General features: G+C 72.0%; 10 protein-coding genes and 2 pseudogenes. 5 read left to right on the forward strand and 7 right to left on the reverse strand.

Annotated elements, in window-relative coordinates:
* Window positions 1-211: 211 nt before the first annotated feature.
* Window positions 212-865, reverse strand: a pseudogene (locus tag ACFY2Q_RS10530) (YitT family protein); the annotation flags it as partial.
* 59 nt (window positions 866-924) lie between these two features.
* On the opposite strand from ACFY2Q_RS10530, the gene ACFY2Q_RS10535 reads away from it, so the two are divergent.
* The gene (locus ACFY2Q_RS10535) at window positions 925-2,382 is read left to right on the forward strand and encodes a PLP-dependent aminotransferase family protein (protein WP_387129022.1); all 1,458 of its coding nucleotides are present in this window, start codon (window positions 925-927) and stop codon (window positions 2,380-2,382) included.
* Between the two features lie 145 nt (window positions 2,383-2,527).
* Here ACFY2Q_RS10535 and ACFY2Q_RS10540 read toward each other — a convergent pair whose 3' ends face one another.
* From ACFY2Q_RS10540 to ACFY2Q_RS10550, 3 genes are all read right to left on the reverse strand, one after another.
* The gene (locus tag ACFY2Q_RS10540) at window positions 2,528-4,354 is read right to left on the reverse strand and encodes an AMP-dependent synthetase/ligase (protein WP_387129023.1); all 1,827 of its coding nucleotides are present in this window, start codon (window positions 4,352-4,354) and stop codon (window positions 2,528-2,530) included.
* A gap of 137 nt (window positions 4,355-4,491) precedes the next feature.
* Entirely contained in the window at window positions 4,492-5,517 is a 1,026-nt protein-coding gene (locus tag ACFY2Q_RS10545) for a terpene synthase (protein ID WP_387129024.1), read from the reverse strand.
* Window positions 5,518-5,570: 53 nt separating this feature from the next.
* Window positions 5,571-6,200, reverse strand: a complete 630-nt coding sequence (locus tag ACFY2Q_RS10550; protein ID WP_387129026.1) for a TIGR03085 family metal-binding protein — start codon at window positions 6,198-6,200, stop codon at window positions 5,571-5,573.
* Window positions 6,201-6,361: 161 nt separating this feature from the next.
* On the opposite strand from ACFY2Q_RS10550, the gene ACFY2Q_RS10555 reads away from it, so the two are divergent.
* From ACFY2Q_RS10555 to ACFY2Q_RS10565, 3 genes are all read left to right on the forward strand, one after another.
* Window positions 6,362-8,242, forward strand: a complete 1,881-nt coding sequence (locus tag ACFY2Q_RS10555; protein ID WP_387129028.1) for an ABC transporter ATP-binding protein — start codon at window positions 6,362-6,364, stop codon at window positions 8,240-8,242.
* Window positions 8,243-8,416: 174 nt separating this feature from the next.
* Window positions 8,417-10,198: an ABC transporter ATP-binding protein gene (locus tag ACFY2Q_RS10560; protein WP_387129030.1), complete on the forward strand. Its 1,782-nt coding sequence runs from the start codon at window positions 8,417-8,419 to the stop codon at window positions 10,196-10,198.
* 84 nt (window positions 10,199-10,282) lie between these two features.
* The gene (locus ACFY2Q_RS10565) at window positions 10,283-11,032 is read left to right on the forward strand and encodes a DUF2470 domain-containing protein (protein ID WP_387129032.1); all 750 of its coding nucleotides are present in this window, start codon (window positions 10,283-10,285) and stop codon (window positions 11,030-11,032) included.
* Between the two features lie 27 nt (window positions 11,033-11,059).
* Here ACFY2Q_RS10565 and ACFY2Q_RS10570 read toward each other — a convergent pair whose 3' ends face one another.
* The 3 genes from ACFY2Q_RS10570 to ACFY2Q_RS10580 are packed head-to-tail and all read right to left on the reverse strand — an operon-like array spanning window position 11,060 to window position 13,205.
* On the reverse strand, window positions 11,060-11,656 hold the full coding sequence (locus ACFY2Q_RS10570) for a TetR family transcriptional regulator (protein WP_387129033.1): 597 nt from the start codon (window positions 11,654-11,656) through the stop codon (window positions 11,060-11,062).
* Between the two features lie 23 nt (window positions 11,657-11,679).
* A complete protein-coding gene (locus tag ACFY2Q_RS10575; RefSeq protein WP_387129035.1) occupies window positions 11,680-12,435 on the reverse strand; it encodes an ABC transporter permease in 756 nt (251 codons plus the stop codon).
* Window positions 12,432-13,205, reverse strand: a complete 774-nt coding sequence (locus ACFY2Q_RS10580; RefSeq protein WP_387129036.1) for an ABC transporter ATP-binding protein — start codon at window positions 13,203-13,205, stop codon at window positions 12,432-12,434. The genes ACFY2Q_RS10575 and ACFY2Q_RS10580 overlap by 4 nt, the downstream gene beginning before the upstream one ends.
* A gap of 536 nt (window positions 13,206-13,741) precedes the next feature.
* Between ACFY2Q_RS10580 and ACFY2Q_RS10585 the strand changes: the two are divergent.
* Window positions 13,742-14,065: pseudogene (locus ACFY2Q_RS10585) on the forward strand (phosphoribosyl-AMP cyclohydrolase); the annotation flags it as partial.

Consider the following 14,065-nt stretch of genomic DNA (forward strand, 5'->3'; position numbering starts at 1 on the left):
TGCCGAGCCGGGGACCGTCGGTGAGAACTCAGCCGGCCGGCGCCACCGGCTCGACACCTTCCGTCGCGGACGGCCCGACGCGCTGCCCGCCCGGCGCGGGAGCGGCGTCTGTCGAGCGGTCTGCGGCGGCGGGCGGGGGAGTGGCGTCTGTCGGGCGGTCTGCGGCGGCTGCCGGTGTGGGAGTGGCGTCCGTCGGGCGGTCTACGGCGGCTGCCGGTGTGGGAGTGGCGTCCGTCGGGCGGGCTGTGGCGGTGCCCGGTGTGGGCACCGCGACAAGCGGGATGAACAGTTGCGTCAACGGGCCGATGGCCAGCGCGTAGGCGAGGGTGCCCAGGCCCACAGTGCCGCCGAGCAGCCAACCCAGCGCGAGCACAGTGATCTCGATGGCGGTGCGCACCAGCCGGACCGACCAGCGAGGCCGGCGGGCCACGAAGCCCGTCATCAGCCCGTCGCGCGGGCCGGGGCCCAGGTGGGCGCCGAGGTAGAGAGCGGTCGCGGCGCCGTTGCCGACGATCCCGGTGATCAGCATCGCGATCCGCACGGCGAGCGGTCCACCGCCGGGCAGCAGGGCCAGAGTGGCATCCACGACCAGACCGATCACGAGCACGTTGCTGACCGTGCCCAGGCCGGGCCGCTGCCGCAGCGGGATCCAGAGCAGCAGCACCAGGACGCCGACGAGAATGGTGACGGTGCCGAAGGAGAGCGTGGTCAGCTCGGACAACCCCTGGTGGAACACGTCCCACGGGTTGAGGCCCAGGTCGGAGCGGATCATCAGGGCCATGCTGACCCCGTAGAGGACGAGCCCGACGTAGAGCTGGCTGAGCCGCCGGACCGGCCGATGCCGCAGATTGCCAATCAGTGCCATGCATGCCACCCTAGGGGCCAATCCTCCCGGCGGAAGAGGCCAATATCCGAGGAGTGGCTATGGCAGGTCAGGTGCGAGGCGTCCAATTGGCCCGCCTGCTCGGTCAGTGGCACGCCCTGCCGGGTCGTCGCCGCAGCCCCGACTACGCCGCCCTGGCCGGCGCGGTGCGTGGACTGCTCGCCGACGCCCGGCTGCCGCTTGGCGTCCGCCTCCCCGCCGAACGGGAGCTGGCCGAGGCGCTGCGGATCAGCCGTACCACTGTCACCGCCGCGTACCGGGAGCTGCGCGAGACCGGGCACCTCGCCAGCCGTCGGGGCGCCGGCAGCTGGACGATGCTGCCCGCCAACCACCGGGTGGCCAGCACCGGGCTCTGGACCCCGCTGGACGACCGGGAGATGATCGACCTCGGTGTCGCCGCGCTGGCCGCCCCGCCGCAACTGCTCGGCGCGGCCCGGGCCGCCACCGAGGACCTGCCCCGCTATCTGGGTGGGGCCGGCTACCACCCGACCGGCATCATCGAGCTGCGCGAGGCGATCGCCGACGGCTACACCGTCCGGGGTCTGCCCACCTCGGCCGACCAGATCATGGTCACCAGCGGCACCCAGCACGCCCTGGACCTGGTGCTGCGGCTCGCCCTGCCCCCCGGCGGGAGCGTGCTCGTCGAGTCACCGACCTACCCCAACGCGCTCGCCGCCCTGGCCGGTAGGCGGGCCCGGATCACCACTCACGGGCTGTCCGTCGACGCCGGCGGCTGGGAGCCCGACCTGCTGCTGGGCAGCCTGCGGCAGACGCGGCCCAAGCTGGCCTACCTGATCCCGGAGTTCCAGAACCCGACAGGGCATCTGATGCCGTCCACGCTGCGTGAGCGTGTGGTGGCCGCCGCCCACGCCGTCGGCACCGACCTGATCGTCGACGAGTCCTTCGTGGACCTGCCACTGGACGGCACCGAGTTGCCGCCGCCGATGGCCGCGTTCGACAGGCACTCCCGGGTGGTGAGCATCGGCGGGATGAGCAAGCCGTACTGGGGTGGCCTGCGGATCGGCTGGGTCCGCGCCTCCGCGCCGCAGGTGCAACGGCTTGCCGCCGTACGGGTCGGCGTGGACATGTCCAGCCCGGTGCTCGACCAACTGGTCGCGGTGCACCTGCTCGCCGACGCGGAGGCGATCGTCGCGGACCGCCGGGTGCAGCTCGCCGCCCAACGCGACGCGCTGCTCGGCGCGCTGGCGCACCGGCTGCCGGACTGGCGGGTGAGCGTCCCGCGCGGCGGTGTCACGCTCTGGGCCGAGCTGGACGGCCCGGTCTCCAGCGCGCTGGCCCGGGCCGCCGAGGAGGTCGGAGTCCGCCTGGCGCCCGGCCCCCGGTTCGGTCTGGACGGCACCCTGGAGCGTTTCCTGCGGCTGCCGTTCACACTGCCGGCCACCGACCTGGTCGAGGCCGTGGGGCGGATCGCCACGGTCCGCTACGACCTGGACCGCACCGGCCGGCAGCGGTGGCGGGAGCCCTCCGTCATCGCCTGAGCCCGCCATCGCCTGAGCCCCGACGAGCCCTGAGCCCCGACGAGCCCGGAGCCCCGACCACCGCCGGAGCCCCGACCCATCGCCCGTGCCGGCTGAGTCGCCGGTGGCTCCGCACCCGAGCGGTGCCGAGCCACCGGCGGTCGACTCAGAGCTCGGCGAGGGTGCCGGAGTACATCTTGTCGATCTCGGCGGAGAAGTTGCTCTCCACCCCACGCCGCTTGATCTTCAGCGACGGGGTGATCTCGCCGTCCTCGATGGTCAGGTCGCGCGGCAGGATCGCCACCTTCTTGATGGTCTCCCAGCGGTTGAGCTTGGCGTTGAGCTGGGCGACGTACTCCTCGACCATCGTCTGTGCCTCCTGAGAGGTCACGATCTCGGTGTAGCTGCGCCCCTCCAGCGGCCCGCCGGCGACCCAACCCTGGATCGCGTCCGGGTCCAGCGTGACGAGCATCGTGCAGAAGTTGCGGGCCTGACCGACGACGACCGCCTGCGAGGTGTACGGGCAGATCGCCTTGAACATGCCCTCGATGTGCGACGGCGCGATGTACTTGCCGCCCGAGGTCTTGACCAGGTCCTTCTTGCGGTCGGTGATCCGCAGGTAGCCCTGCTCGTCGAGGGTGCCGATGTCGCCGGTACGGAAGAAGCCGTCCTCGGTGAACGCGGCGGCGGTCTCCTCCGGCAGGTTGTGGTAGCCGCGCATCACCGGCCGGCCACGCACCAGGATCTCGCCGTCGGTGTCGATCCGGCACTCCAGGTCGCCCATCGCCCGGCCGACAGTGCCGATCCGCAGCCCCGACGGCGGGTTGACGAAGTTGCCGGCGCTGGTCTCGGTGAGGCCGTAGCCCTCGGAGATCGGCAGGTTCGCGGCGGCGAAGAAGGTGGCGATCTCCGGGCTGAGCGGAGCGGCACCCGAGACCAGCACCCGCATCCGGCCGCCGAGGCGGGCCTGGAGCTTGCTGAACACGAGCTTCTCGGCCAGCCCGTAGCGCAGCTTGAGCCCGCCGGGCACCGGCTTGCCGGCCTGCTCCAGGGCCACCTTCTCCTTGCCGACCCGGACGCCCCAGGCGAAGATTTTCGCCTTCGCGCCGCCGGCGCCCTGCGCGGTGGTCACGGCCCGGTTGTAGACCTTCTCGAACACCCGGGGAGCGCCGCACATAAGCGTCGGACGGATTACCGACAACAGGTCGACAAGCTTCTCCACCCGACCGTCGACGTAGGTCGGCAGCCCGACGTGGATGGCGCCGCAGAGCAGCGTCTTGCCGAACGAGTGGGCCAACGGCAGCCACAGGTATTGCAGGTCGTCGTCGCGCAGCAGCCCGACCTCGGCCTGCGCCACCGCCTCCCAGCACCAGCCGCCGTGCAGCAGCTCGACGCCCTTGGGCTGACCTGTCGTGCCGGAGGTGTAGATCAGTGTGGCCAGGTGCTCCGGGCCGATGCCGGCCACGAGCATGTCGATCAGATCCGGCTCGGCGGCCAGCGCGGCGGCCCCCCGCTCCTCCAGCTCGGCGAGCGTGAGCTGGGGCACCGCCGCGGCGGGGTCGACGGCACCGTCGAAGAGCACCACGTGTGTCAGCGCCGGCAGGGCCGCTCCCGCGATCTTCGCGGCCTGGGCGGGGTTCTCCGCGAACAGCACCCGCGAGCCGGAGTCCGCGATGATGAACGTCGCGTCCCCCGGCTCGGTGGTCGGATAGACGGTGGTGGTCGCCCCGCCGGCACACATGATGCCGAGGTCGGCGACCACCCAGTCCAGCCGGGTGCTGGCGAGGATGGCGACCGGATCCTCCTGGCCGACGCCGAGCGTGTGCAGGCCGGCGGCGACCGCCTTGGCGCGCTGACCGACCTGTTCCCAGGTCAGCCAGTTGGGGCCCGAATCGTCGGGTAAGGGTGACGCGAAGGCGTGCTGGTCGGGGGTCGCCGCCACGCGCTTGAGAAACATGTCCGGGATGGAGCGGTACGGTACATCGAGAGCCATCGCTGTAGCCGCCTTCGGGGGTGGTGGCGTGACGGTTGTCACGTCAAAACGGTTACCGAAGAGTATTGCCTGGCACCGTGCATCGGCTAGCCCTGGAGATCACGCAGGCGCCCGTCCCGCTATCCGGAACCGATGATTCAGGCGTATCGGGCAGCCATTATCGACCAGTCGTAGGTGGCACGCACCCAGTTGCGTCGGGACGCGAGCGGCTCGTGCAGCCCGTCGTCACCGCTGGCCAGCAGCGCCTCCTCGGCGTCCAGGTACGCCGCCAACCCCCGGTTGAAGCGGTCCGCGGCCGCCCGCAGCGCATCCGCCTCGTCCAGGCCGCTCTCCTGGGCGATGACCGTCACCAGGTTGTGCGCGTCCGGGTCGGAACGACTCTCCTTGCCGTAGGAGAAGACGTCGTTGCACCAGCAGATCAGGTCGACCGCCAGCAGATCCAGGGCCGTCAACGCCGGGTCGGCGCGCCGCGTCGGCCCCGGTGGCCGTCCCGACGCCAGGTCGGTAAGGGTCAGGCAGGGGTGGACGCCGCCGATGTGCCGCCGCAGTTGGACGTACTCCGTGACCCCGGGGACTCTCTGGCGTTCCCGGTTGGCCGCCTCCCAGAGCAGCGCCAGCAGATACTCGCGTAATTGGCTGATGAACCGCAGCAGCAGCGCCGAGCGGCCCTGCGCCCGGGTCCGACGGCACAGATCGTGCAGCGCGGCACCCAGCGGGCCGGCCTCGGTCGGCGGTGGTGCGGCCGGATCACCGCACCGGTCCAGCACGTCGAGGAGAGCCGCGATCGCCGGCGCCAACCGGCCCGGGTCGGTCCCGAGGCCGTCCTCGTCGCAGGCGTCGTCCATGACGAAGAGCCAGGAAATCAAGTCAGTGAGTAGTCGTACTCCCTCCACTGGCCCGTCTGGGCAGGCCCGGCCGGCCAGGCCGGCGGCATCCGCCCGTTGCAATCTATGAACTCGATGTCCGGAATCGACCAGCCCGAACGTGCGCGCCCATTCGACGCTCTCGTTCGCCACCCGATCCGTGGCTTGATGGCGCCCTCCCACAAAGGAAGGTTCCCGTAGCGCCGAAATCGCGAAACTGCGCATGCTCCGCCCCCACTCCATGCCGCCCCGGCGCGGAACGGCGCGGTGAAGCGTACGGGAGGAGGCATCGTTCCGCATCGTTTGAAGCGCGCAATACCGTGGAAGATCCGCGACCGATTCGGTACAGACGGTCACATACCCAGACTGGCGTCACGCAGTTGCCGCGCGGACGCCGCCGGACCGTCCAGCTGAACCCGGGCCACCCGCTGCCGCCCGGAGAGGAACAGAGTCAGCTCGGCCGGGGCGCCGACCAACCGCAGCGGCTCGCCGCCACGGCCGACGGAGATCTCGCCGTAACCCGGTGCCTGGACGTACAGGTCGGCAGGAAAGCGGCGCAGCGCCATCCGGGCCAGTGGGGCGGCCCGCTTCCAGAGGCTGGCCTGTAGGCCACGCGGCAACTCGCGCGGCTGCCACCCCGACGCGGCCCGCCGCACGTCCTCGTGGTGGATGAAGAACTCCACCGTGTTGACCAGCTCGTCGGTCAACGGGTTGCTGACCGGGCTCCACACCGGCGGCCGGCGCACCTGCGCCACCAACTCCGGGTAGGGCCGGGCCGCGATCCGGCGGCGGACCCTTTCGGCGTACGCGCGCAGCGGCGCCAGCAGGATCCCGCCGGCCGCATCCGGTCGGCGTTCACGCAGCACCAGGTGCGCGGCGAGGTCACGGGTCGCCCAGCCCTCGTTTATCGTCGGGGCGTCCGGCCCGAGGGCCAGGAGGAGATCGGCCAGCGACTCGCGCTCGGCTCGGGCGTACCGCGGCATGGCCCGATCGTAGGCCCGGATGCCCCGCGCCGCGCGTCGGACATATTCCCGGTTGTCGCCCCGTCCGGTACGTGACCGTCGACATATCGAGTCCGGGTCGTCGTGTTGGCAGAGACCAGTAAGGATGAGGGAGATAATTGTGGCTTACGGCGGGGGATAGCGTGGCGAGCGGGACAAGTCGGGACGTGCTCGGCCGAGGGCTGGGAGTCCTCCGGCAGGCGATCCGGGAACAGCCACGGATATTCGCGGTGGCCGTGGTCGGCAGCGTGTTGTTCGGCGGGATGGTCATCGCCAGCGCGTACGTGGTGGGCGGGGTCGTCGGTGACGTGGTGGTGCCTGCCATCGCCAGCGGCCAGGTGGCCACCGGCACCCTCGCGTTGGCAGCGGTCGCGCTGTTCGGGATCAGCGTGCTGCGGGTGGTGGGGATCTTCGGCCGCCGGCTCGGCGCCGGCTACATGCAGTACCGCCTCCAGGCCGCCTACCGACGCCGGGTCACCCGCCGCTACCTGGACCTGCCGCTGTCCTGGCACCACCGCAACGCCACCGGCACGCTGCTCTCCAACGCCAACTCCGACGTAGAGGCAGCCTGGTATCCGATCGCGCCGCTGCCCTTCGCGGTCGGCACTGTGGTGATGCTTGTCGGCGCGATCGCCTCGCTGTTCGCCACCGACTGGGCGCTGGCCCTTGTCGGCCTCGCGGTGTTTCCGGCGCTGTTCGCGCTCAACGTGGTCTACTCCCGCCGGATGGCGCCCCGACAGGCCCGGGCGCAGCGGCTGCGCGCCGAGGTCAGCGAGATCGCCCACGAGAGCTTCGACGGCGCGCTCGTGGTCAAGACGATGGGCCGCGAGGCGCAGGAGACCGCCCGGTTCGCCGGTCGTGCCCGCGAGCTGCGGGACGCGCTGATCGCGGTCGGCCGGCTGCGCGGCGTCTTCGACCCGCTGCTGGAGACGCTGCCCAGCCTCGGCACCCTGGCGGTGCTCGTGGTCGGGGCGTTCCGGCTGCGGCAGGGCGCGATCAGCGTGACCGAGCTGGTAAGCGTGGCCTTCCTCTTCACAGTGCTGGCCTTCCCGGTGCGGGCCATCGGCTGGGTGCTGGCCGAGCTGCCGCGCAGCGTCGCCGGCTGGGACCGGGTCCGCCGGGTGCTCGACGCGACAGGCGAGATGCCGTACGGGTCCCGCGTGCTCGATCCGGCCATCTCCGGCCCGGCCACGCTCACCTTCACGAACGTGCACTTCTCGTACCCCCCGGCGGAGGCGCACCAGACCGGCGCGAAGGTGCTCGGCGATGTTGGTTTCACAGTGCCGGCCGGCCGCACTGTCGCCCTGGTCGGGCCGACCGGCGCCGGTAAGTCCACAATCGCCTCGCTTGCGGTGCGCCTTGTCGACCCGGACGCCGGCGTCGTCGAGTTGGACGGCGTGGACGTGCGGGACCTGACGGCCGCCTCGCTGGCGGGCACTGTCGCCCTTGTCGCGCAGGTGCCGTTCATCTTCGACGACACCGTCCGGGCCAACATCGCCCTCGACCGGCCGGGCATCGACGACGAGGTGGTCTGGGCGGCTCTGCGGCTGGCCGAGGCGGACGGGTTCGTCGCGGCGCTGCCCGACGGACTGGACACCATGGTCGGCGAGCGCGGCACCTCGCTCTCCGGTGGGCAGCGGCAGCGGCTCACCCTGGCCCGTGCGTTGGCGGGAAGCCCACGTCTGCTGGTCCTCGACGACGCGACGAGCGCCGTGGACCCGCGCGTGGAGGCGGCCATCCTGGCCGGTCTGCGCTCGTCGGCGGGCGAGCCGGGAGCGCCTGCCGCGTCGATCCTTGTCGTCGCGTACCGCCGGGCGACCATCGCGCTGGCCGACGAGGTCATCTACGTGGCGCGCGGCCGGGTGATCGCCCGGGGCACGCACACCGAGTTGCTGGCGACTGTGCCCGGGTACGCGGACCTGGTCACCGCCTACGAACAGGCGGAGGTCGAACGGGCGCAGGAGCGCGCGTACGACGAGGTGGCGCCGCTGCCGTCGGGCCTGGAAATCGAGGTGGACCGGTGAGCGCGAGGAGTGCAGCGAAGCGGAGCCCCGCAGTCGCGAGCGAAAGGCAAGTCCGGTGAGCGCGAGGAGTGCAGCGAAGCGGAGCCCCGCAGTCGCGAACGAAAGGCAAGTCCGGTGAGCGCGAGGAGTGCAGCGCGGCGGAGCCCCGCAGTCGCGAACGAAAGGCCAGAACCCGTGAGCGCGCAGACTGATGAGCGGGCGGCGAGGTCCGAGACGACCTGGCAGACGTTTCGGCGTGGGTTGGCTCTCTCTCCGGAGTTGCGGACGGGGCTGGCTGTCACGTTGGCCCTGGCGTTGGTCTACATGGTGGGCCGGGTGGCGGTGCCGGTGGCGGTGCAGCAGGGCATCGACAAGGGCATCGTCGGTGGTCTGAACCTGAACGTGGTCTGGTCGGTGGTGGCGATCACCGCGGCGATCCTGACGGTCACCACGATCTGCGGTTACCTGATGATGCGCCGGCTGTTCACGGTCAGCGAGACGGCGTTGGCGAACGTGCGGACGCGGGCGTTCCGGCATGTGCACGACCTGTCGATGTTGCACCAGCAGTCGGAGCGGCGTGGTTCGTTGGTGTCGCGGGTGACGAGCGACGTCGACCAGATCACCCAGTTCCTCCAGTGGGGTGGGGTGATCCTGCTCGTCAACCTCGGTCAACTGGTGGTGACGACGGCGGTCATGTTGGCGTACTCCTGGCAGTTGACGCTTGTGGTGCTCGTGGCGTTCCTGCCGGCGGTGTTCATCATCCGACAGTTGCAGCGCCGGCTCGGCGCGGCGTACGCGACGGTGCGTCAGCGCACCGGCGCGCTGCTGGGCGCGATCGGTGAGAGTGTGGTGGGCGCGCCGGTGATCCGGGCGTACGGCATCGCGGGGCGCACGGCGCGGCGGTTGGACGACGCCATCGACAGTCAGCGTCAGGCGCAGCAGCGGGCGATCCGGATCAGCATCGTGGGCAGTTCGGTGGGTGAGCTGGCGGCGGGGGTGGCGCTTGCCGGCGTGGTGGTGCTCGGGGTGACGCTGGGGGTGGACGGCACGCTGTCGATCGGGCAGCTGACCGCGTTCCTGTTCCTGGTGACGCTGTTCATCCAGCCGGTGCAGATCGCCACCGAGGTGCTGAACGAGGCGCAGAACGCGATCGCGGGCTGGCGTCGGGTGTTGGACGTGCTGGACGTCGCGCCGGACGTGGCCGACCCGGGGGAGCAGGGGCGGGAGTTGCCGGGTGGTCCGTTGGACATCCGGTTCGCCGGGGTGCGGTTCGCCTACCCGGGTGGTCCGCCGGTGCTGCACGACATCGACTTGGAGATCCCGGCGAAGAGCCGGGTGGCGGTGGTGGGGGAGACCGGCAGCGGCAAGACCACGTTCGCCAAGTTGCTGACCCGTCTGATGGACCCGTCGGACGGGGCGGTGCTGCTGTCCGGGGTGCCGTTGACGGATGTCCGGTTCGACTCGCTGCGTTCCCGTGTGGTGATGGTGCCGCAGGACGGGTTCCTCTTCGACGCGACGGTGGGGGACAACGTCCGGTTCGCCCGGCCGGACCTGACCGACGAGCAGTTGAGCACCGCCTTCACCGAGTTGGGCCTTGCGGACTGGTTGGACGGCCTGCCGGCCGGTCTGGACACGCCGGTCGGTGAGCGCGGTGAGGCGCTGAGCGTCGGGGAGCGGCAGTTGGTCGCGTTGGCTCGGGCGTACGTGGCGGACCCGGATCTGCTGGTGCTGGACGAGGCGACAAGCGCGGTGGATCCGGCTACTGAGGTGCGGCTGCAACGCACCCTGGAGGCGGTGACGCGGGGTCGTACGACCCTCGCGATCGCGCACCGGCTCTCCACGGCGCAGGCGGCCGACGAGGTGATCGTTGTGGACCGGGGGCGGATCGTGCAGCGCGGTCCGCACGACGAGTTGGTCCGTGACGCCGATTCGGTCTATGGCCTGCTGTATGCCTCCTGGCTGGAGCAGACCCGGTAACGGTCGGGCCTGGGCCGCAGGTGGACGTGGTGGGCCGGGTGCTCTACGCTCCGAGTTAGGTTAGCCTAACCGAAGGAGGCGCCCATGCGGCCCAGCCCTGCCGAGACCGTTCGTACCCTGGTTGCCGGCTGGCTGCCCGGCCTCATCCACCTGGCCCACCGGCCGGGCCCACACCACGCCCGGCACGTGACCGACCCCGACGGGCGCGTCCTGCTGCTGGTGCCGGTTGCCAGCCACCTCGCCGCCGCGTTGCAGCCCCACGGCGCAAACACCGACGTCGCGGTCGTCCTCGACGTGCTCGATCTGCCGCCGGCGGCAGGTGCCCCCGGGCTGGGTCGGGCCTGGGTCTCCGGTTGGGCCGTGGAACTGCGCGGGGACGAGGCGCGCTCCGCGGCTGTCGACTTCGCGACGGTCGAGCCGACAGGCGACCTGCTCGACGTGGGCACCCGGTTCCGGCTGTTCCGCTTCGAGGTGGCCGAGGTCCGCTGGGAGCGGGCCGGGGTCGTGCAGCGGATCGACCCGGGGGAGTACGCCGAGGCGGAGCCGGACCCGGTGCACCCGGTGGAGGCGCTGCTCCTGGCCGATCTCGCCGAACGCGACGCCGCCCAGATGACCGACTACCTGCGTCAGCAGCTCGGGTTGACCGAGCAGGCCCCGGACGGGCCGCCCCGCGTGGTGCGTATTGATCGGTACGGTCTGGTGGTCGCGCTCGGCCGCCCCGGCGCCCGCCGTCGTGTGCGGCTGGCCTTCCCGTGCCCGGTGGACGGCCTGGACGAGCTGGACGGGTTGCTCCCGACGCTGCGCCGCCCGGCCGACGCCCGCCCGCCGCGCTGACCGCCCCGCCCGGGCCAGCGGCTCCGGCTAGGTCGGCAGTGGCCCGGTCAGGTACCGCTGGAGGGTCGGGCCGACCGCCGCGATCAGCATCTCCGGGTCGGCGGACGCCACCGGCTCCAGCCGGATCACGTACCGCATCATGGCCAGGCCGATCAGCTGGGTGGCGACAAGCGAACCGCGCAGCGGCAGTTGGGCCGGGTCGACGTCGAGCTGGTCGAGCACCCGGCGCAGCACCTGCGTGGTGATGAACTCGCGCAGCAGCTTCGCGGTCCACTCGTTGCTCACCGCCGAGCGGATCAACGCGATCCCGGCGGCGCCGGCCGGGGAGTCCCAGACGCCGACGAACGTGCGGACCAGCCGCTCGCCGATGTGGTCCTGGCCGCCCGCGAGCACCTTCGGCACCACCTCCCCGGGGTCGACCGGAAAGTTCATCGCGGCCAGGAAGAGCTGGTCCTTGCTGCCGAAGTAGTGGTGCACGAGCGCCGGGTCGACCTCGGCGGTGCCGGCGATGCCCCGGATCGAGGCCGCGTCGAAGCCGCGCTCGGCGAACGCCGTGCGCGCCGCGTCGAGGATCGCCTCCCGGGTGTCCGGGTTGCCGGGTCGCCGGCCCGTCCGCCGCGTCATCGCCGTCCTTCGTTCGCCGCCGGTCAGCCGGTGCGCCGGCGCAGGGTGGTCGCGGCGAGCACAAGCGCCAGCACCGTCGCGCCGATCACGACGGCCACGTCCCGCCACATCGTGCCGGTCGGTTCGGCGTGGGCGCCGACCTCCTGCAACGCCTCGACGGCGTACGACAGGGGGAAGACGTCACTGAGCGCCTGGAGCCAGCCGGCCATCTGGTCGCGGGCCACGAACAGACCGCAGAGCAGCAGTTGGGGGATCACCACGACCGGCAGGAACTGTACTGCCTGGAACTCGGTGCGGGCGAAGGCGCTGCAGAGCAGCCCGAGGGCGACGCCGAGCACGGCGTTGACGACCGCGATCCCGATCACCAGACCGCTGCTGCCGGCCGTCTCCAGGTCGAAGATCCAGTACGCCACGCCGGCGGCCACCGAGGCCTGCACGGCGGCGGCCAACCCGAACGCGATGCCATAGCCGAAGAGCAGGTCGAGCTTGCCCAGCGGCGTGGTGAGCAGCCGCTCCAGGGTGCCGGAGGCGCGTTCCCGGAGCATGGCGATGCTCGTCACCAGGAACATGATCACGAAGGGGAAGACGCCGAGCATCACCAGGGCGACCCGGTCGAACGTCGAAGGCTGCCCGGGCGGGGCCGGCTGATCGACGTACATGAAATAGACGAGGGTGAGCAGGGCGGCCGGGACCACCACGAGCAGCGCGATGGTGCGCCTGTCGTGCCGGAGTTGGCGCAGGATGCGGCCGGTAGTGGCCGCCAGGATGCGGGGGTTCACGATGCCTCCCGTCCGGTGCGACCGGTCCGGCTCTCGTCCGTGGCGCCTGCCGCGCCGCGGGCCTCCTCGGCCCGGATCAGCCGCAGGAACGCCTCGTCGAGGTCGTCCACCCCGGCGGCCGCGCGGACCGCGGCCGGGCTGTCATCGGCGATCAACCGCCCCGCGCGGATCAGCAGCAGTCGGTCGCAGCGCGCCGCCTCGTCCATCACGTGGCTGGACACCAGCAGGGTGGTGCCGGCGGCGGCCATGGCGTGGAACCGGGCCCACAGGTCGGCGCGCAGCACCGGGTCCTGACCGACTGTCGGCTCGTCGAGGACTACCAACTCCGGGTCGCCGACAAGCGCGCAGGCCAGGGAGGCCCGGCTGCGCTGGCCGCCGGAAAGGGTGGAGACGAGTTGGCCGGCGGCCTCGGCCAGCCCGACGTCGGCGACCGCCTGGTCGGCCGCATCGCGGCCGCGCCCGTGCAGGGCCGCGAAGTAGCGGGCGTTCTCCCGCACGGTCAGGTCGGCGTAGACGCTCGGCGCCTGGGTCAGGTAGCCGACCTGGTGGCGCAGGGCGGGGGTGCCCGCCGGTCGGCCCAGCACCGTCACCGTCCCGGAGGTCACCGTCTGCACGCCGACCACCGCCCGCATGAACGTGGTCTTGCCACTGCCGCTGGGGCCGAGCAGCCCGGTGACGGCGCCGCGCGGGACGGTGCAGCTGATGCCGTCCAGCACCCGCCGGCCACCCCTGTCGACCACCAGGTCACGGACCGCTATCGCGTCGTCCATTCCGCACCTCCGGGGAATTCACCGCCTGAGGAACTCAACGCTAGATGAGATACCGCCGCCCACGCAACGCAGTCTGTCGCATCCAGCATGAGAACGGGCAGTAAGCGTCGGACCGGACACCGAGTCCGCCAACGGGCATTGCGCACCGAACGGACGTACGGCACGATGGCGCGGTGGGTCACGCTCCGTTACCGCACGGCGGGTTTCTCGAGGACTGGGCCGCGCGCCTGAGGCAAGCCGCTGACCGGCCGGTCGTCGGCATCCTGCTGCGCGGCAGTCACGCACGCCGGGCGGCCACCGCACACAGTGACGTCGACCTCGACGTGCTTGTCGGGGGCGCACCGTACGCCGCCCGCCGCGCGTACCTGACCGAGACCGCCGGCCGGGTCACCCACGTCTCGGTGGCCGCCCGCGACGTCCGCTCCTGGGTGCACCGGCTCGGCGAGCCGGCCGACTGGGCGTTCGGGCTGCCCGTCACCGCGCCGGCCCGGCTGCTCTGGGCCGACCCGCACTGGCGGCCCCGGATCGACCTGCCGGTGCTCTGCCAGCCCGCCGAACCGCCGAGGTTGGAGGAGCTGATCGCCATGCTCGGCAAGGCCGCCGCCGCACGGGCCGCCGACGACCGCGTCGGCGTCCGGCTCGCCGTGGCGGACCTGGCGCGACTGTGCCCGTCGGTGCTGCGCCCGGCGAACCCCTCGGTGCGTGTGTACTCCCGCCGGGCGGCGTTCGCGGCGGCCCTCGAACTGCCGGTCGCCCCGCCCGGTTACCGGGAGGACATGCTGCTCTGCCTCGGGCTGCGCCCGGGCGCCGGCGGGCAGCTCTGGGCCGCCGCCGTACGGTTGGTCGCCGGCATCCTGCCG

This window comes from Micromonospora sp. NPDC000316 (assembly GCF_042898885.1).
Classification (GTDB): domain Bacteria; phylum Actinomycetota; class Actinomycetes; order Mycobacteriales; family Micromonosporaceae; genus Micromonospora.